Raw genomic sequence first — 18,977 nt, forward strand, 5'->3', positions numbered from 1 at the left:
ACGCTTTGTTGAATCATTTATAACCATAGTTGGTACATGTATAAGGTCAAGCAGTTTTCAAGGGACTACTATCTGATACAGTAGAGTAATTCTAACCCCTTTGTTTTCACTAACTTAAATTTACATTTTCTGTGCTTATACTAACCAGTAACTATAATTTTAAAATCCGTGTCCTCTACAAGTCTATGGTTATGAGCCGACACGAATTTAGCAATTTCCATAATAGAATAAAAATAATCCCCTTCCGAATGTCTTTAGTAAAGATATTCACAGGAGATTATATTGAAGGAAATTATATTATTGTAATGCGACTAGAATTTACCATCATAAGCTGCTTGGAAAATCTTGACAATGTCCGCTTGGTTGCCTTTACGTGGGTTAGAAAAGGCATTCCCATCTTTCAAGGCGTTTTTAGCCATCAATTCAAAATCTGCTGGTTTAGCTCCAATTTCTTTGATTGTTTTAGGAATACCCACATCTGCTGCCATTTGCTTCATTGCTTTAATTGACAACATCGCTGCATCCCTAGTTGACAAGCCTGCTGTATTTTCACCCATAAACTTTGCTAATTCAGCGAACCTGTCTGGGCAGGCAATTAAATTGTACTCTTCAACATATGGCAATAACAAAGCACAACAGACACCATGAGGCGCATCATACTGACCACCCAATTGATGGGCCATGGCGTGAACGTAACCTAGATTTGCGTTATTAAACGCCATTCCAGCTAGCATTTCTGCTTCAACCATTTTGGTTCGGGCCGCCAAATTATGACCATTAGCAACCGCTTCACGTAATGAGCTTTCAATTAATTTAATAGCTTCAATGCACTGGGAATCAGTAATCGGATTATGGTCAACTGAAACATAAGGTTCGATTGCTTGGACAAAAGCATCCATCCCTGTAGCAGCAGTAACTGATTTGGGAACATCCAACATCAATGTTGGGTCATTAAATGATACTAGTGGAATATTCCTCCAAGAAACAACCACAAACTTCAGATGAGTTTCTTCATTAGTAATAACCGCATGACGTGTCAATTCAGAACCCGTACCCGCAGTGGTATTAACCGCAATTAGCGGTGGAAGTGGTTTGGTCAATGTTTCAATACCAGCCAGTTTGGTAATATCATCGCCGTTAGTTAAAATAATCCCGGCACCTTTACCAGTATCATGTGAAGAACCTCCGCCAACAGTAATAATTGAATCTGCTCCACTTTTCAGATAGAGTTGCTTAACTTCTTCAATGTTATGCACTTTAGGATTAGGCTCAACTCCTTGATAAATCACATAGTCAATCCCCGCCTGCTTCAAAGAAGCAATTGTTTGTTCAACTGGCCCGTTTTTCAGTTCTTTCAAAAACTTTTCGGTGACGATTACTGGCTTTTTCATACCCAACATTTTTGCACGGTCACCAATTTTCGAAATCACGCCTGGGCCAAAGAAATTAACACTTGGCATTAAGAAATCATAGCTACGTTCTGACATAAGCATCTTCCTTTGTGATATTTTTTACAAGTCCACCATAGTTCAATTCGACCATAATGTCTAGTCTTTCATCGACTTTTTTTATTTCAAGTAATCACTTGTGATTTTTTTTCGAAGATACTTGTAATTATAGACCCGCGGAGGCTTATTATATGATAGGCTTTACTATATCTTTATCTTGTTGAGTTAACATCACTAACATTGATCGTCGGCAAGCTTATAACCAGAAAATTTATTGGATGTCGTTGTCAATGTTGCAATAATAGACGGCCATAGGGTTTGCGTGCCAAAGTGTTTAAAATTATAACCCCCTCGAATATCTATAATGTAATAATAAAGATATTCGAGGGGGTTATTTCAATTTTTTTCATCTTGTTGAGCTAGAACTTTATTAACATTGATTGTTGGCATATTATAGCCCGGAAATTCGTTGGAGGTTGTTGTCAATGTAGCGACAATAGCACGTGCATAAGGATAAAGAATAGCAACTGCATTATTACGTACCAAAGTGTCCAAACCAACCTCGGTAAGATCTTCATCAGGATTATAAACAAAGGTTCCTATTATAGAACAATTAACTTGGAATGGAATATCTTTGCCATCTAAAGAACCGACCATAACCGATAGTGTGATATTAATATCACTGTTTTCTACATTAATTTTTGTTGTTATCTTAGGTTCTAGCGAAATAGGGTCTGTTACAGTTTCAAACCTTGGATTTCGTTTATACTCCATTGCTATAACCTTATATCCCAAGAATTGTAAAACACTCATTATGCAACAACCCCTAACGTCTTGTCATTAAAAAACATATTATCTTCGCACAGCTGCAAGGTGTTATAGAAAGTACTATCAGAAACATATGCATGAGTATCAAACTTGTTAGACACTGAATGATCTGACATTGCTTGCAAAATATCAGGCAGTTTCTTTTGATAGTGATAGTTTTCCTCAATAGACTTAAATAAAACATCCTGGTATTTCACTTGTATCCGTTGATTGTTTTCAATCTGCGTTAATGATGAGGCTCCGATTCCAAGCAACTTAGCAAATTCTCTGACTGACAGATTTAATTTTTCACGCAATTTTCGAATGTTTTCAGGAGTCATGTAGCCTTTGCGTTTCCTGTAAGCGTTAAACCCTCTTCTCACATTTTCCATTGGATCATTGAAATCTCCCCACAACTCTCCATTTTTATCTTGCCAATAGTGATTCATCACTAATAAATCAGATTCATCTTTAACTTTTATGACCTCTGGTTTCCAAATCTCGTTATAATTTTCAGTAGTTTCCAATTCAGGGTTATAGAGTTTTTTTGACTTTTTCATTTTAAGGCCCTCTCTTTTTCTACTAATTTAGCTTATTATCTATACGGAAAATACAAGGGATACTCTGCTTCATGTAATGAAATCCATATAACAACCCCACTTGGTCTATCTTGAAATTTCAAATAACAGGAGAGACCATTTATATCCAAACCAAAAACCCAAACATCACTAGGAACAGGTGGTTGATGATTATCTGCTATTGGACCTGAAATATAGTTTTTCCAGGTCAATAAATCGTGAATCCTATCAAAAGCAACCTCTTGATCTATTCCTAACCTACTAAGTGTCAATAAATTTTTCTGCCGGGTACTAAGACGCCACTGTTCTCGCCTATTTTGAATACTTACAATTATGTTTTTTATATCATCTACACTAGTCACTGATTACACATCCTGGCTGCCTTACATGTATGATTTCACCACATTAAATGACAATAAATTTTTAATTATATTGCTATTTTTCACTGATAAAATAATAATTCGCAAAAATATAATATTAACTCGGCATCCAGTTGACTTAATTTACTGAATATATTTATTATCTCAAAAACATATAAAAAATTAAAGTTTACTAAAAAAACATCATTTAAACAGATGATCTGCTAAATGATGTCCTTGATTAACTATTTTGTTTGTTGCTTGATTTGCTGAACAGCTTGAGCTAAAGCCTGTTGTTGATAAGCGGCCACTGCTGTTTTAGCCGTTTGTTGACTAAGAAGTTGACGCTCACTCGCTGACATCGTTGGATTTTTTGCCAAGGCAGCTGCCAGCTTAGCTTTTACTTGACTAGCAACATAAACTTTGGCTGCTGCCTGCAATTTTGCTTGGTTTTGCTTAAGTTGTTTTTGCAGAGCCTGAGCTTGACTGGTACTTAAGACAAACCAGTTATTACCAACACTGAAAGTATATTTTCGCTTGATTAGCTTGTGGTCATTGGCTGCAATCCCAAACCAAAATTTTGCTGTTTGATTGCGATACTGCCAACGAGTAGTAACAACTTTAAGCTTGGCAGCAGCAGTCCCATTTTGTTGCACAACCTTTACTTGGGATTTTCCTGGATCTGGATCAGTATGCTGCATTTTCTTTGGCTGCTCAGTCGTTTTATAAAGATATGTCTTTTCTTTGCCAGCTGTTCCAATCGCTTTATATAACAGCATTGAAGTATTAGCTGAACTAGCTGTTGAAACCAAAGAATAGTTTTTTGTTTGACTAACCCGGTGCATCCCAAAATGTTCGCGATCATTTTTAACCATCAACACCATTGAAGCTACAATTACCACGGCACATAGCGAACTTAAAACAATTCGGAGATTAGCCGGTTTAATGGCTGTCATGCAGATAAACAGCAAAATCGTGGCAATAATTACTAAAGCAATTATCATTATTTAGCTGCCCCCTTTGTTGGAGTTGGATCAGCTGATTCTTCCAAATTTATACTGTGTGGTACTCGAGAGCTGACGAAGAAGGAAACAATCAGACCAATTGCCCCGAAGAAAACTGCTACCCAAAAAGCAGCATGATAACCATTAACAACAGCATCTAAAGCACTATTTTTGTATTGCAATGGCTGTTGCTTTAACAAGTGATGTGCTGGCATCTGATCATTAGTTACATTCGTCAAAATACTAATCATAATCGCTGTACCCATTGAAGAAGCAACCTGACGAATTGTATTGTTGACCGCCGTTCCATCACTCATTAAGCGTAACGGCAAAGCATTCATTCCTGAAGTCGTGATTGGCATCATTGCCATCGCAATCCCAGCCATTCGAATTGCATATAGCACCATAACGTAAAGATGCGGTGTGGTTTTAGTTACAAAGGCAAAGGGAATTGTACCAGCAGTCAGAAGAAACAGACCGGTAATTGCCAGGCGGCGTGCCCCAATTCGATCGAAAATCTGTCCGGTAATTGGGCTCATGACACCCATCATTAAAGCTCCAGGCAACAAAGTTAAACCGGAATGAAAAGCGGATTCGCCACGGACGGTCTGCAGATACAGCGGCAAGACCATTTCAACCCCGATCATGGCAATCATTGATAAGGAACTCAATGCTGCCGCAATCGAAAACTCTGGGTTCTTCAGTACTCGCAATTCTAAAAATGGTTTGTCCAAGTGCAATTGCCGGTGACCAAAGAGACCAATAAAGATCACTCCCACAACAACTGCCCCCCAAACAACAGGACTGCTCCAACCCTTTTCACCAACTTCCGAAAATCCATACAGCAAGCTACCAAAACCGATTGTCGATAATAGAGCAGAAATCCAATCCAATTTTTCTTCACGGGCTGGTAATAAACTGCGCATGAAGAAAAATCCTGCTACAATGACGACGCCGACAATTGGTAAAATCATCCCAAATAAAGTTTCCCACCGGTAATGATCAATCACCCAACCGGATAAAGTCGGGCCAATCGCCGGAGCCAACCCAATAACTAAACCCGCCAGTCCCATCGCTGCTCCACGGCGATTAGCTGGAAAAATTGTCAACATTAAGGTTTGCAATAATGGCATGGTTACACCAACCCCTAGTGCTTGAATCAAGCGACCAGTTAATAACGTTCCAAAATTTGGAGCCAAATAACAAGTCAATGTACCGATGAAGAAAGTAATCATCGCCATCTCATAAAGTAATTTCGAATTAAATCTGCCAGTTAACCAGGCACTAATTGGAATCATGATTCCATTAACCATCATAAAACCGGTTGTCAGCCACTGAACCGTTGAAGCAGTAATATCAAAGTGCTTCATCAGTGTTGGAAAAGCGGTTGATAAGATCGTTTGGTTCAAGACAGTACAAAAAGTCCCAACTAACAGCAAAGCTACCAATAAAGCACGGTTATATTCTTTACCGTTTGCATCTAGTGCCTTTGCCACAATCAATACTTCCCTTCTCAAAATAAAAAAATAGTGTAAATCAAGTCTGAGAATTAATATAGACTCATTTTGCTTTTTTGTCAACTTACTTGACAAAAACGTTAAAAAATATACAATTAAGGTCAGAAAAGCAAACAAGAAAGGAAACAAAAAAAGTGAAAGAAACAAGTCCGTTAGCCAATCGCGATTTCATTCTGCGCATTAAAGAAATCATGAAACAAGATAATTTTTTGTTGGGAATTGGAGATATTTCACGTGCGACCGGAGTCTCTCAACGCAAATTGCGTTATTGGGAAGAACGAAAGTATATTAAACCAGCTAAATGCTCAGCTGATGGTCAGCATCGAAAGTATACTTACTTTACGATGGCAAAAATCAGTTTAATTCAATCTTATCTAGCAACTGGCTATACCTTAAAGGCCGCTGTTGCCAAAACCCAAGCTCACGATCAAGTTGCCGCGGCAATTCATAAACTCGTTAAAGAACGTTTAGTTGATATTAATCCAATTAAGAACGGCTACCAATTCGATTTAGGATCATTAGCAGACCAACCGCAGACACATGTTTTGGCTATTATTAAAGTAGATCAACCAACACAACTGATTTTAAAAAAAATTGATTAGACAAAAAACCGGCAGCAAGCACTGTCGGTTTTTCAGTAATTGATTTTTTTCAATCACCAATGTTTTAATAAACTATTCGCAACTTTCTTTTTTGGGGGTAAGTACAGTTTTGACGAATTGAATTATCAAAACACCCTAAGCTTAGCATATCAACAAATATATCACTAGTAGCTTTAACAAAAATTAAACTTCAACTGAAAAATTTAATGGACTGGCATTTGTTCGCTTAATTGTTCAGCAGTAATCAAGTTGTAAGCATCCCGGGCAATCATTAATTCTTCATCTGTTGGAATTACTAATAAATGAGCCCGACTATTTGCTGTTGCGAAATCAAACGGCAAGTTGCGGCTTTGATTTTGTTTTACTTGGAAGTTTATTCCCAAACATTCCAACCGTTGACTAACCAGTTCACGCAAATGGCTATCATTTTCACCGATTCCACCAGTAAAAACTAACGCATCTGCACCACCAAGCTCCAACCAGTATGCACCAATGTAGTCACAAATTTTTTTGACAAACATTTTAACGGCCAATGCCGCCTGCGGATTAATTTCTGCTTCGCGTTCAATCTCTCGCATATCACGACTAGCTTCCGAAACCCCCAGCAAACCAGAACGCTGATTTAAAATTTTCATACACTCATCCATATCTGCAAAAGCATGGTGTTTCAATAAATAAACTAAAGCTGAAGGATCGACATCTCCGCAGCGAGTACTCATCATTAAACCAGTTAATGGTGAAAAGCCCATCGAGGTATCACAACTCTTGCCGTTTTTAATCGCACTAATCGAAGCACCTGAACCCAAATGCAGCGTAATTAATTTTAAGTCTGTTAGTGAACGTTGTAACAGTTTTGCCGCTTGTTGGGCCACAAAACGATGACTAGTTCCATGGGCGCCATATTTTCTAACTTTATATTTACGATAGTATTCCATTGGCAAAGCATACAAAAAATTTTCTGGTGGCAAATCAGTATGAAAGGCTGTATCAAAAACTGCTATTTGTGGACAACCAGGGAGTAAATTTTGGGCATCACGAATTCCGGCAACATTAGCTGGATTGTGCAATGGTGCAAGCTCATTAATACTTTCCAACTTGATCATCATCGCCGGTGTGATCTCAGTTGAGCAATGAAATAACTCCCCTCCAGCAACAATCCGATGACCGATGGCTGCAATTTCTGTCGACTGAGTAATAATCTTATATTTTTTTAAAAGTTTTAAAGCAAGTTCAACTGGCGTTAATTTTTCCGTATAGTGATGTGCAATTAAAGCTTGATCCGATAATTTGATTGTCACCAATTGATTATTTTCATCAGCATAATCAACCATAATCTTTGCCAAACGTTCTTCTTGCGGCATCGAAAACAAACTAATTTTTAATGATGAGCTACCTGAATTAATTGATAATACTTTTTTCATTAATCAAAACTCCCTCTAAGTCTGTGATTATATTCACATAATATGATAGCACTAGAATAATTTTTGTCAATTATTTGTTTTTTGATTTAAAAACAGGCTATATTATAGGTAATTATCAGAAAAGTGTTTTAATTAATTGAATTTTATTTTATTTTGTAAAAGTGTTGTAATTCACAATAAAAAGCGGTAATATAAATTTGTACCAAAAATAGTGATTAATTTCACAATTAACTAAAGTCAAATTTACGTTTAGGGAGGATTTCCACATGACGGTTACAAAAAAGGTTAAAAAGACCCTTTCTCCTGAAGAAAAGGCGAAACAATACAAAAAAGCTGAAGCTTACACTGGCAGCTTGGTTGAAAAGGCTTTAATTGCTGAGAAAGCTTATGCTTCCTATACTCAAGCTGAAGTCGACAAAATTGTCGCAGCTGCTGCTTTAGCAGGTTCCGAAGCAGCCTTGCTACTGGCACATGAAGCAGTTGATGAAACGCAACGTGGGATTGTTGAAGATAAGGATACCAAGAACCGATTTGCTACCGAAAATATTTATAATTTAATCAAAAATGAAAAAACTGTTGGTGTAATCGGTGAAAATAAAGTTGCTGGTCAAGTTAAGATTGCGGCTCCTCTAGGAGTTTTAGCTGGGATTGTACCCACAACTAATCCAACTTCAACCGCTATGTTCAAGACATTAATGGCTCTTAAGACTCGCAATGCGATTATCTTTGCTTTCCACCCACAAGCCCAAAAATGTTCTGCGCATGCAGCCAAAATTTTATATGATGCTGCAGTTGCAGCTGGTGCTCCTAAGGATGTTGTCCAATGGATCGAAACACCAAGTTTGGATAACACTACTGCATTAATCCGCAATCCCAAAATTGCTTCGATTTTAGCTACTGGTGGTCCGGGCATGGTTAACGCCGCATTGAAATCCGGTAATCCTTCCATGGGTGTTGGTGCTGGTAATGGTGCAATCTTTGTTGATCATACCGCTGACTTAGATCGAGCAGTTGAAGATTTATTATTATCAAAACGCTTTGATAATGGGATGATTTGTGCAACAGAAAACTCAGTTGTCGTGGAAGCCCCTGCTTATAATGCATGGCTGAAGAAAATGGAAGCTAAAGGAGCTTACGTCGTTCCAAAGAAAGACTATCAAAAAATTGCCGATTTCGTTTTCAATGACCGACATGGAGTTAACGGCCCAGTAGCTGGTAAGCCCGCAACTTGGATCGCTGCTCAAGCAGGAGTTGAATTGCCAGCTGGCAAGGATGTTTTATTATTTGAACTCGACCCAAAAAACATTGGCGAAAAACTTTCATCAGAAAAACTTTCACCGCTCCTGTCAGTTTACAAAGCTAAAGATCGTCAAGACGGAATTAAAATTGTTAGTGACCTGCTCAACTATCAAGGTGCTGGTCACAATGCCGCGATTCAAATCGGTTCACAAGCCGATCCGTTCATCAACGAATACGCTGACCAAACCAAAGCAGCTAGAATTTTGGTTAATCAGCCAGATTCACTTGGCGGTTTAGGTGATATTTATACTGATGCTTTGCGTCCAAGTTTGACGCTCGGAACTGGATCATGGGGGAAAAATTCATTGTCACATAATTTATCTACTAATGATTTATTAAATATCAAAACTGTTGCTAAACGTCGAAATCGTCCACAATGGGTTCGTTTACCGGAAAAAATCTACTATGAAAAAAATGCGATTTCTTATCTGCAAGACCAAGTTGAACATATTAAGCGCGCCTTTATCGTTGCCGATCCCGGGATGGTAAAATTCGGCTTTGTTGACAAAATCTATGAACAGCTGGCTTTACGTGACGAACCGGTTAAGACTTCAATTTATGGTACTGTTAACCCTGATCCAACATTAGGCCAAACAATTGAAATTGCCGAACAAATGGCTCAATTCCAACCTGATACGATCATTGCCATTGGTGGTGGTTCAGCGTTAGATGCAGCTAAAATTGCCCGGTTCATCTATGAATACTCACTTGATCAACCAGTTGGTTTCTTAGATAGCTACGAAAAAGTCAGCGAACTTTTCACTCGTTTACAGCAGAAATTCATTGATATTCGGAAACGAATCGTTAAATTCCATCATCAATTAAATACAAAATTGGTAGCTGTTCCAACTACTTCCGGTACTGGTTCAGAGGTTACACCATACGCTGTTATTACTGATGATAATACGCATGTTAAGTATCCTTTAACTGATTATGAATTGACTCCGCAAATCGCGATTGTTGATCCAGAGTTTGTGATGACTGTTCCAAAACATACTGTTGCTTGGTCAGGACTTGATTCCTTATCCCATGCATTAGAATCATATGTTTCAGTAATGGCTTCTGATTTCACACGGCCATGGTCATTACAGGCGATCAAGTTAGTCTTTGAGAACCTAGCTGAGTCGTATAAGTTTGATCCAAAGCATCCAACTCGTGAAGGTGAAAAAGCTCGGGAAAACATGCATTATGCAGCCTGCTTAGCCGGCATGGCCTTTGCCAATGCCTTCTTAGGTATTAACCACTCCCTAGCTCATAAAACTGGTGGTGAATTTGGCTTACCTCATGGTTTAGCAATCTCGATTGCCATGCAGCATGTCATTCGCTTTAACGGGGTTGCCGGCAAAGTTAAGCGGACACCTTTCCCACGTTATGAAGTTTACCGTGGACAAAAAGACTACGCTGACGTTGCCCGTTTCATCGGTATTCAAGGTAACGATGATGCAGAATTAGTTGAAAAACTCTGTCAGAAGATTAATGAATTAATGGCAGCTGTTGAAGTTACACCAAAATTATCGGCTAACGGTGTCACAAAAGAACATTTTGAAGGTTCATTAGACAAATTAGTTGATTTAGTTTATAACGATCAGTGTACTCCAGCTAACCCGCGCCAACCAAGTTTAGCTGAAATCCGTCAATTATTAATTGACCAATTCTAGGCTAACAACTGATTAAAAGTGGGCAAAATCAGCTAACGCATATTACTAACAATCGAATAAGCGGTTATAAAAACAACGACCAGCCTTGAGCAAGTCGTTGTTTTTTGCATTTTTTAAACTTCAATTAAATTTATTGTAGAAAATAACAATGTTGCAAACCAAGTCTATAATTAGTTTACTAGTATTGCTTGAATCGAGGGGAATTGCATGCATCAAGATTTTCTTTCAAGTACTTTTTCATCTTTACAATCTCGAAATTTTAGAAATTTCTGGCTCGGACAATGCATCTCAGTTATTGGTACGTGGGTTCAAAGAACAGCTCAAACTTGGTTAGTTTACAAAATGACTAATTCAGCGCTTTTAGTTGGTATCTTAAGTGCCTGTCAATTTGTTCCAATCTTACTGCTAACTTTATTTGCTGGAACAATCATTGATCGCTTTTCCAAAAAAAAAATCTTATTGATTACCCAAAGTGGCTTCTTGCTCCTTGGTTTATTGATGACCGGCCTTGTCTTTTTTAATTTAATTCAATATTGGGAAATTCTCTTGATCGCAATAAGCTATGGTGTTATCCAAAGTTTTGATACACCAACTAGACAATCATTTGTTTATGAACTAGTTGGGCCCAAAAATTTATTGAATGGAATTTCTTTAAACTCTTCCGTTTTTAACTTGGCAAAAATCATTGGCCCTTCAATTGCTGGTATTCTAATGGCAAATTTTAGTCTAGCTATTTGCTTTTTCATTGATGCCTGCAGTTATTCAGCTGTCTTGATCGGATTACTTTTTATCGATAACTTTCCCGCACTCGCTCCGACAACCTCTAAACAGCTGCTTAAAAATGTCCAAACCGGTGTTAAGTACATCCTCAAAAATAACTCCATCAAATTAAGTGCCGAATTAATGCTGATTATTTGCACTTTAAATTTCAATAACAATGTTATTATTCCGGTCTATGCAAAAACCGTTCTTCACTCTGGTGCTCAAACATTTGCTAATCTATTATCAGCAGTTGGTATTGGTTCATTGATTGCCGCTTTTATTATGAGTTATTTAGCCAAAAACGGTAAAAATCAAAAAATTTATTTATTAGTTATTATTGGTTCTATATTAAGTCAATCATTAATGATTTTTATTCATAACTATGCAATTGCGCTACTCATGATGGGAATAATTGGTTTTTGTAATATGATTTTCCTAAATCAATCAAATGCCGCCTTTCAATATGCTGTTCCAAATGAACTTCGCGGACGAATAATGAGTGTTTATGTGCTTTTGAACCAGGGTACTACTCCAATTGGCAGTTTATATGCTGGTTCTCTGATGGACTTAACATCTGGTTTATGGGGATTCCCAGGATGCGGATTTTTGGCCGGGATATTATTAATTCCAGTAATTTTGCGACACAAAGACTTGTTGAAAAAATGGTTAAAAAATTAGTTTTGTTTTATCAACTAATACAAACTAAGCCCACAAGCTTTCAAAACTTGTGGGCTTTTGATTTAAAAATATTAGCAATTTCAATTAAAACTATTTAATCTATTCCACAACAATTTGGATTTTTGTTCCTACTTTGATTACCGGGTAATCTTTTTCTGATACATAGATTGTCCCAGGAAGTTTAGCTTCAGTTTTTCCTGTAAAGCTAATTGTTGTATGACCTAATCTTCCAAGATTGTGTTGAACTTCATTGCCAACAGAGGTAATAATATACTCTTGATTATCAAACCTTATTTTCATTCCAGTCTCAATTTGATCGCTTATTGGTTCTACATTGATAATAAAACAAGATGATCTCAAGGCATCTGGCGCTTCATTACCAAAAAGAATTGCCATGTTAATAGTTTTAAAATCATTTACTTCTGCACCAATCTCAAGAACTTGTGTTGAAAAAACTACTCTTTCTGTCTTTACCATTTGATCAGCCTCACAATTCTAACATTCTATTTAGCATATAGTCCAAAGCTTGCCAGCCATGCCACAAATACTCGTGGTACCCCATTAATAAAGCGGCTATATAAAACGGAAGGAACTCCAACTTCAACCGTTTTCGATTCCGCCTCAGCTAAACCTAAACCAACCGGAATAAAGTCACATCCATTTTGAGTATTAATAGCAAAAAGTGCCGGTAATGCATACTGAGGTGGAATATGTCCTTTGCCAATCTCAACCCCAATTAGCGTCCCAATAACTTGACCAATAACTGCCCCTGGTCCAAGTAATGGTGACAAAAACGGCAGCGAGCAGATAAATCCTAAAATCATTAATCCCCAAACATTCCCCGCTAAAGGTTCCATTACATTGGCAAAGACTTTACCAATTCCTGACCCATTAATGATACCAATCAGTAGGGCCACAAAAGCCATGAATGGAATAATGGTATTAATCACAGTCTGGACAGCATCTTTACCAGCTTGATTAAATGTAGCAACGACCTTACCAGCTCCAAGACCAATCTTAGTTAAAATTCCAGGATCCTTTGTTTGGGCTGTCAACGTTTTAGTATTATCAAATTTGGTTTCTGCGACATTTCCCTGATCAGTTCCAGCTACTTTTTCATTTGCGTTTTCTGCCATAGTCTCATCAGTCAGACTAATTTGTTCAATTCCGACGTTAGAAACATAGTTACCTTCATTCATAAATTGGGCTAATGGTCCACTTTTCCCTGTCGGAAGCACGTTGATCGTTTTAATTCCCTTTTTAGGATAGATGCCGCAGCGTAAAGTACCACCACAATCAACAATCGCCAACGCTGTTTCTTCATCAGGGATCGACGTCTTAAAACCATCTACTGCTTGCATCCCCGTTAATTTAGCAATTTTATCGACAATAGCGGGTTTATTGCCACCAGTTATATAGACGAATTTATGTTTTTGTGCTGTTGGCGTAATTACAAGTGGTCCACCCCAACCACCAGAACCTTTAACTACTTTTATACTGTGATATTCTTTTGTCATTACTGCAACCCCCTTTTTTAATTATTAAATTCAACTTTTTTAGAAAGTGTAATTCCTTGTTGTTTACATACATAGGCAGTGGTAAAATCAGTAACCCAGCCACCAATAAAGTTCATCAAAAGCCCTACCAATAGATACCGAATTGCTAAGTCCATCGTATTTAAACCTAATTTTTGAACCCCTTGAGCAATTCCCAACCAAATAAAGTATTCTGATGGATTGATATGTGGGAAAACTCCATTACTAGTATGGCAAAATTGGGCAATTGAAGCATACCAACTTGGTTTATAATATTCTGGTAAAAAGCGGCCCATAGAGTGAGACATTGGATTTCCTAACATAAACGCCGATATAAATGGCAAAATTAAATATCTCGTAAATGGATTTTTAGACGATGCCTGTGCTAATTTAACCATCTTTTTATCGCCAACAAAGGCAATTATTGCATTCATTAAAACTAACAACAATAAAACAACCGGAATAATTGATGTCATCCAACCGATTAAGGTTTTACCACCACTTTGAAATAAGCCCATAAAACCTGAAGCTAATTCTGTTATAAATTTCATAATTTTCAGACTCCTTACTAGTTAATTTGTTTTTTGTGTCCATATCCTAATGCTTTATAATAAAGCGACTTGATCTTCTCTACCATTGGTAAACTCCAAATTTTGATACTGGTATCAATGTCCTGTGGCTTTAATTTATTAGTTCGATAATTGATATAATTCTTATAAGCATCTAACAAACAGACTCTTGTTAATTTATCAAAGCGTTTTAATTGATCATATGAGGAAGCAACTTCTGCCAAATTTTTGTTTTTTAGCGCTTTCAATTCTTTGAACTTTGCAAAAATAGTTACTCCTTTCATCATCTGAGCTTCTTTAATGCTGCCGTTATTATCTACAGCTACTAAAATTAAAGTCCCTGAACGTAACTTTTTCGGGTTTTTCCCAATAGCTACCGGTGCCAAAACTCTTAATTTATGAAAAGTATTTGAAAAATTTTTTATTTGTCTTAGTCCAAGCAATCCTTGTAATAAGAAAGCTGCCACTAAAATTATTCCAAAGTAAATCAGCATTAAATCGCCTCCATTAATTGAATCAATCCTCGGTTTTGATTATAATTCTTTAAATTATTAAAAATATTGCCATTAGTTGCTATAATTCTAATTAAATCATAAACTTGCGATAAAATTCGACTTAAATTTACATCCAACTTATAGGGAATCGCAACCAGAAAGACAACCTTAACTTTCCGACTGTCGTAAGTAACTGGCTGATCAAAAAGTCCAACTGTAACTAAAATTCGATTAAGACCAGATTTATCAATTACGTGAGGTAAGGCCACCCCATCGCCTAAGATATTGCTAGAAAGCTGTTCTCTTTTTATCCAGTCACTTAAAAATTCATCTTTGAGTTGCCCAACTGATATTTCATGAGCTATTAATTGTTTCACTCTTTCAGTATATGAACCTTTGCCAGTAAACTTTGTTACATCAAATCGACAGTACCCATTATTAACTGCCTCATCCACCAAAGAAATTTGCAGTCTTTCACGCAAAGTTCCTTGATTGAAAATCGAATTCAACCTGATTACTGGCGAACGATTAATTGATTTATTTTCGATGGGTAAATTATTTGAAAAGATCAATAAATACTTATTTGGACTTTTTTCTAATTCCACCTGTGAATCAAATAAATCAACTTTTAAATTTTCATTCAGTAATTCCTTTAATTGTTCAATAATAAACTTCTTCATTCCATTACTAATTGGTTTTAGTAGTGCAATTCTATAAACTACTGGTGAAGACATATACTCTTCAAGTTCCATTTGAAAATAAACACCTAAGTAGCTGATTTCATTTTTACTGAACTTAATCTTTGTTTTTCTGGTCATTAAATTTAAAGTTTCTTGCGCTAATTCAGCAGCAACAGGATATTTATTTAATACATTAATCGAAATAAACCCTTCTGATCTCACTCCATAGATGGCTCGATTAATTAAAAATAACAAATGGTAACGTAATTCAACAAATAAACGATCAAAGTTCAAACTAACATCAAGTTTTTCTTTAATAACAGGGAAAACACTCTTCATTAATTCGCCAACATCCACTAACGCCTGATTAATTAAATGTTTATCACTGATTGGCAACTTCTTTATATTGAAAGGATAAAAAATAAATTTCCATTCACCGATGGTTAGATTGTCACCGATAATTTTAAAAATGACTTTACTTAAATTCTCAGTAACTTGATCCAAAATCACCTCATGATATAACTTGCTCGGCTCATCAAGTTGTATGCCTTGCCGTTTTAACCAATTAACAATTGCAATATTTCGTTTAATCGTTGTAACTGTATCATTATTATCATCTATCTCTTTAATCGCCTCAACTAAATTTTTATCAAGCGTCTGATCTAAAGCTAAATCAAAGTCATAATATTTAGCAACTATATTTCTAACAGCTACTGCATAACTATAACGATGTTCGGTATGCAATTTAATTCCTTTATTAGGTCTTGCTTGCACCGTTATATCATAGAAGCTCAACAAGTGTTTTAAAGATCTTAAATCACTGTTAACTGTTCCATGACTCACAGACATTTCATATGCTAAATCATCAAGTGCAATGTATTTGTCAGTTTGTTTTAGCAGTTTTTGCAAAATTGCTGCTTGTCTTTTGTCTGGATCATTAAAATCCAAATCTTGTTTTAAAAAATTGGTTTGAATTTTAGCAATAGCAGCATAGTTTTCGATTACTAGATAAAATTTTGATTTATTAACGTTAATTCGGGCGACTCCCTCAAGTTCTTTATTAATCTCACGAATGTTTTTTGCAATTGTAACCCTTGATGTATTAAAGCGTGTTTGGATCTCTCCTAAAGTCAATGCATCATTTTTAATAAAGAAATTCAACATTTCAAAATTTTGTCTATCCATAATCTCACCATATTTTTATTTTAACCACGACTCTTTCCACCCGCTACGTTGATTGTTACTCCTGTAATATAACTTGCTCGATCTGACAACAGATAATTAACAGCATCCGCTACTTCTGAAAGCTTCCCGCTCCGTCCTAACGGCGTTGTCGACTTGCTCTTGTATCCGGCACGAATATCAGCTACCGTTTTATGACGGGTATATGCCAAGGCTTCCTCATAGTCCAAAGTCCGCAATCCAGTAGCTTCCATAATTCCAGGCGCTACTCCAACAACTCTAATATTATGCTCACCTAACTCTTTTGCCCAAGAACGAGTAAATCCATTGATTGCTCCTTTGGTTGCAGAATAAACACTTTGGCCTTGTGAACCTTCTAAGCCAGCTTCTGAAGACATATTGACAATTACCCCATACTTTTGTTTTTCAAATTGATGAACAACTGCTTGGGACACTAAAAAAACGCTCTTAACATTTACTGCAAACATTTTTTCAAAATTTTGTTCAGTAAATTCAAATTTGCTATTGTTTTCAGCTGCATCTGCCAACAGACGTGGTAAATTAATACCTGCATTGTTAACTAAGCCATCAATCTTGTGCTGTTCAGAAACTACTTTGTTTATCAAAGCTGCCACTTCAGCTTTATTAGTCACATCTGTTTTTACAAAATGTAAGTTTTGATCTATCATATCTCCTTCGTTTAAATCTGCATTATAAACAATCGCATCATTGTTCAAAAGTTCAGTCACGATTGCTTTACCAATACCCGATGATCCTCCCGTTACCACATATACTCTACCAGAAAGGTTAATCCACGAATTGTTCATTTAAATCTTCTCCTTTACTTATTTCTTTGTTCATAAATCAATATAGTTGAAAGCGTATTCTTGAACAATTCAGTGTTTTTTCAACTTTTTTTAAAAACAATGTATTAATTATACTTGTATCAGAAATTTCTCGCTCGGCTTTTCGAATAATTTGCGAGATAAAAAAATAGATGAAATATAAGTCTCATCTATTTCTGATTAATAAATTTAGTTGTTATTAAAAAATAAAAGTAATTTTTCTGCTTGTTATCGTCAATTTTCTAATAAAAATCCAGTAAAATCACTTGGTTCCACCTTCATTATCAGCTTCGCCACTTGACCAAACCTTGACCGCATAAGCTGAATTAAAAAGTAATGCTGCCTGGAGCGCAACCTGTGACAAAGATGCCCCCAGAGAACCTAATGACGTAGTACCATTAATTGCTTGAACTGCTAAAATACCCCAATAAATAATATTGGCACCATTGACAACAATCCATAATGTCCAATTTTCGGTAAATTTTAAAATGTAGAGTGTTTGGGCAATTAAACTAACCACAAAATTTATTGAATCAAAATATGGCAGCTGTCCATGTAATTGGGCTAACACATACCAGCCAATTCCCCAGGCCAAGAAAGAAGCAACGAACAAGACATTGCGTGTTTGCTGATTAAATGAGCGTGTTTTTTGATCGCGTCCCCACATAAACCAGCCGATCGGTTGGGAAATAACATAAATAATATCCATTGCAAAAGAACCGTAGGCGTGACTAATCCATGCGATATAAGTCATCGCCAAACATTGAATAAGTCCAAAGATAAAAGAAATTTTCCGCCCTTTCATCCCGTAAATTAGACAGAGGACACCAAAAATACCCGAAAACATGCCTATTAGACTATCCGGCGCAATCAGATAAACGCCAATCTGCAGAAAAATTAAAACTACCGTATACCCAATTTCGAAAACTTTCCAATTGGCAAATAATTGTTTTTTCAACCATGATAAACTTTTTTTCATTCACTAGTTCCTACCTTTCAAACCGATTTCTCAAATGGCTTTCAAAATGATTGCGCAAACCAGTCCGCTCAATTGCCTGCAAAATTAGTACGAGCAGAACTGTTTGGATAACAAAATCAATTATATTACGCCCCAATCGGCTCCAAAAAAGAAGGCCCCAAGCAACATGATAGGTTACATGAATCAGCCAAGTGTCTATTACTAGGCTAATCGAAAAAAGGAGTAAAAAATTCAATAAGATAATTGACCAAACCTTAGGATGTGATTTATGCAAAAACAACCCATAAACCATTCCACCTAAAAATGCTGTAATTAGAAAAGGGAATGCAAAAGTGCCACCACCCAACAAAGTTCCAATAATGTCTGATGCCATTTCTAACCCAGCAGTCAGCCACGGACCCAAAAAATAGCCCATTAACGCCGTACTGATAAATCCTAAATTAAAATCAATATACGCCGGCCCAAAAGCTAATTTATAGAAAACGACATCCAGTGCCAGTAATATTGCAGAAAGTGTCAAAACATTTACACTCAATTTGGGACTATGTAAACTAACAAAA

At 36.6% G+C, this 18,977-nt stretch carries 18 protein-coding genes; 3 read left to right on the top strand and 15 right to left on the bottom strand.

Translation table 11 applies throughout. The annotated features are described in order from the left end of the window. Nucleotides 1-311 precede the first annotated feature (311 nt). The 6 genes from G6O73_RS05430 to G6O73_RS05455 all read right to left on the bottom strand — a co-directional run bounded on the left by G6O73_RS05430 (nt 312) and on the right by G6O73_RS05455 (nt 5,692). Complete coding sequence (locus G6O73_RS05430) at nt 312-1,487, bottom strand: iron-containing alcohol dehydrogenase (protein ID WP_057885620.1); 1,176 nt, start codon at nt 1,485-1,487, stop codon at nt 312-314. A gap of 357 nt (nt 1,488-1,844) precedes the next feature. Continuing rightward, on the bottom strand, nt 1,845-2,261 hold the full coding sequence (locus G6O73_RS05435; protein WP_057885619.1) for a protein-export chaperone SecB: 417 nt from the start codon (nt 2,259-2,261) through the stop codon (nt 1,845-1,847). Continuing rightward, the gene (locus G6O73_RS05440; protein ID WP_057885618.1) at nt 2,261-2,815 is read right to left on the bottom strand and encodes a helix-turn-helix domain-containing protein; all 555 of its coding nucleotides are present in this window, start codon (nt 2,813-2,815) and stop codon (nt 2,261-2,263) included. Before G6O73_RS05440 ends, G6O73_RS05435 begins: the two co-directional genes overlap by 1 nt. A gap of 35 nt (nt 2,816-2,850) precedes the next feature. Continuing rightward, nucleotides 2,851-3,195 carry a hypothetical protein gene (locus G6O73_RS05445; RefSeq protein WP_057885617.1) on the bottom strand — a complete coding sequence of 115 codons (345 nt, stop codon included), beginning with the start codon at nt 3,193-3,195 and terminating at the stop codon, nt 2,851-2,853. Nucleotides 3,196-3,437: 242 nt separating this feature from the next. Next, nucleotides 3,438-4,196, bottom strand: coding sequence for a DUF4811 domain-containing protein (locus G6O73_RS05450; protein WP_057885616.1), 759 nt, complete (start codon nt 4,194-4,196; stop codon nt 3,438-3,440). After that, nucleotides 4,196-5,692, bottom strand: a complete 1,497-nt coding sequence (locus tag G6O73_RS05455; protein ID WP_057885615.1) for an MDR family MFS transporter — start codon at nt 5,690-5,692, stop codon at nt 4,196-4,198. Before G6O73_RS05455 ends, G6O73_RS05450 begins: the two co-directional genes overlap by 1 nt. A 155-nt stretch (nt 5,693-5,847) precedes the next feature. Between G6O73_RS05455 and G6O73_RS05460 the strand changes: the two genes are divergently transcribed. After that, the gene (locus tag G6O73_RS05460) at nt 5,848-6,315 is read left to right on the top strand and encodes a MerR family transcriptional regulator (RefSeq protein WP_235805064.1); all 468 of its coding nucleotides are present in this window, start codon (nt 5,848-5,850) and stop codon (nt 6,313-6,315) included. 203 nt (nt 6,316-6,518) lie between these two features. Here G6O73_RS05460 and G6O73_RS05465 read toward each other — a convergent pair whose 3' ends face one another. Beyond that, on the bottom strand, nt 6,519-7,736 hold the full coding sequence (locus G6O73_RS05465; RefSeq protein ID WP_057885614.1) for an acetate/propionate family kinase: 1,218 nt from the start codon (nt 7,734-7,736) through the stop codon (nt 6,519-6,521). A 266-nt stretch (nt 7,737-8,002) separates the two neighbouring features. Between G6O73_RS05465 and adhE the strand changes: the two genes are divergently transcribed. Continuing rightward, on the top strand, nt 8,003-10,693 hold the full coding sequence (gene adhE, locus G6O73_RS05470; RefSeq protein WP_057885613.1) for a bifunctional acetaldehyde-CoA/alcohol dehydrogenase: 2,691 nt from the start codon (nt 8,003-8,005) through the stop codon (nt 10,691-10,693). A 207-nt stretch (nt 10,694-10,900) separates the two neighbouring features. Continuing rightward, on the top strand, nt 10,901-12,133 hold the full coding sequence (locus G6O73_RS05475; RefSeq protein ID WP_057885612.1) for an MFS transporter: 1,233 nt from the start codon (nt 10,901-10,903) through the stop codon (nt 12,131-12,133). A 99-nt stretch (nt 12,134-12,232) separates the two neighbouring features. Here G6O73_RS05475 and G6O73_RS05480 read toward each other — a convergent pair whose 3' ends face one another. From G6O73_RS05480 to G6O73_RS05515, 8 genes are all read right to left on the bottom strand, one after another. After that, complete coding sequence (locus G6O73_RS05480; protein WP_057885611.1) at nt 12,233-12,610, bottom strand: PTS glucitol/sorbitol transporter subunit IIA; 378 nt, start codon at nt 12,608-12,610, stop codon at nt 12,233-12,235. A gap of 26 nt (nt 12,611-12,636) precedes the next feature. Continuing rightward, the gene (gene srlE, locus G6O73_RS05485; protein ID WP_057885610.1) at nt 12,637-13,650 is read right to left on the bottom strand and encodes a PTS glucitol/sorbitol transporter subunit IIB; all 1,014 of its coding nucleotides are present in this window, start codon (nt 13,648-13,650) and stop codon (nt 12,637-12,639) included. 17 nt (nt 13,651-13,667) lie between these two features. Next, nucleotides 13,668-14,219, bottom strand: coding sequence for a PTS glucitol/sorbitol transporter subunit IIC (gene srlA, locus G6O73_RS05490; RefSeq protein ID WP_057885609.1), 552 nt, complete (start codon nt 14,217-14,219; stop codon nt 13,668-13,670). A 17-nt stretch (nt 14,220-14,236) separates the two neighbouring features. After that, nucleotides 14,237-14,731, bottom strand: a complete 495-nt coding sequence (locus tag G6O73_RS05495) for a transcriptional regulator GutM (protein ID WP_057885608.1) — start codon at nt 14,729-14,731, stop codon at nt 14,237-14,239. Continuing rightward, nucleotides 14,731-16,596 carry a BglG family transcription antiterminator gene (locus tag G6O73_RS05500; RefSeq protein WP_057885607.1) on the bottom strand — a complete coding sequence of 622 codons (1,866 nt, stop codon included), beginning with the start codon at nt 16,594-16,596 and terminating at the stop codon, nt 14,731-14,733. The genes G6O73_RS05495 and G6O73_RS05500 overlap by 1 nt, the downstream gene beginning before the upstream one ends. 20 nt (nt 16,597-16,616) lie before the next feature. Beyond that, entirely contained in the window at nt 16,617-17,420 is an 804-nt protein-coding gene (locus G6O73_RS05505; protein WP_057885606.1) for an SDR family oxidoreductase, read from the bottom strand. A 280-nt stretch (nt 17,421-17,700) separates the two neighbouring features. Beyond that, the gene (pnuC, locus tag G6O73_RS05510; RefSeq protein WP_057885605.1) at nt 17,701-18,417 is read right to left on the bottom strand and encodes a nicotinamide riboside transporter PnuC; all 717 of its coding nucleotides are present in this window, start codon (nt 18,415-18,417) and stop codon (nt 17,701-17,703) included. 10 nt (nt 18,418-18,427) lie between these two features. Next, nucleotides 18,428-18,952, bottom strand: coding sequence for a folate family ECF transporter S component (locus tag G6O73_RS05515; RefSeq protein ID WP_245002969.1), 525 nt, complete (start codon nt 18,950-18,952; stop codon nt 18,428-18,430). Between the last annotated feature and the right edge of the window lie 25 nt (nt 18,953-18,977).

It is taken from the genome of Liquorilactobacillus nagelii DSM 13675, assembly GCF_019444005.1.
Classification (GTDB): domain Bacteria; phylum Bacillota; class Bacilli; order Lactobacillales; family Lactobacillaceae; genus Liquorilactobacillus; species Liquorilactobacillus nagelii.

Coding starts and splice junctions, on each gene's coding strand:
- G6O73_RS05480 (WP_057885611.1), bottom strand. CDS start 12,610: ATGGTAAAGACAGAAAGAGTAGTTTTTTCAACACAAGTTCTTGAGATT.
- G6O73_RS05430 (WP_057885620.1), bottom strand. CDS start 1,487: ATGTCAGAACGTAGCTATGATTTCTTAATGCCAAGTGTTAATTTCTTT.
- G6O73_RS05465 (WP_057885614.1), bottom strand. CDS start 7,736: ATGAAAAAAGTATTATCAATTAATTCAGGTAGCTCATCATTAAAAATT.
- adhE (WP_057885613.1), top strand. CDS start 8,003: ATGACGGTTACAAAAAAGGTTAAAAAGACCCTTTCTCCTGAAGAAAAG.
- pnuC (WP_057885605.1), bottom strand. CDS start 18,417: ATGAAAAAAAGTTTATCATGGTTGAAAAAACAATTATTTGCCAATTGG.
- G6O73_RS05475 (WP_057885612.1), top strand. CDS start 10,901: ATGCATCAAGATTTTCTTTCAAGTACTTTTTCATCTTTACAATCTCGA.
- G6O73_RS05450 (WP_057885616.1), bottom strand. CDS start 4,196: ATGATAATTGCTTTAGTAATTATTGCCACGATTTTGCTGTTTATCTGC.
- G6O73_RS05495 (WP_057885608.1), bottom strand. CDS start 14,731: ATGCTGATTTACTTTGGAATAATTTTAGTGGCAGCTTTCTTATTACAA.
- G6O73_RS05435 (WP_057885619.1), bottom strand. CDS start 2,261: ATGAGTGTTTTACAATTCTTGGGATATAAGGTTATAGCAATGGAGTAT.
- G6O73_RS05440 (WP_057885618.1), bottom strand. CDS start 2,815: ATGAAAAAGTCAAAAAAACTCTATAACCCTGAATTGGAAACTACTGAA.
- G6O73_RS05500 (WP_057885607.1), bottom strand. CDS start 16,596: ATGGATAGACAAAATTTTGAAATGTTGAATTTCTTTATTAAAAATGAT.
- srlE (WP_057885610.1), bottom strand. CDS start 13,650: ATGACAAAAGAATATCACAGTATAAAAGTAGTTAAAGGTTCTGGTGGT.
- srlA (WP_057885609.1), bottom strand. CDS start 14,219: ATGAAATTTATAACAGAATTAGCTTCAGGTTTTATGGGCTTATTTCAA.
- G6O73_RS05505 (WP_057885606.1), bottom strand. CDS start 17,420: ATGAACAATTCGTGGATTAACCTTTCTGGTAGAGTATATGTGGTAACG.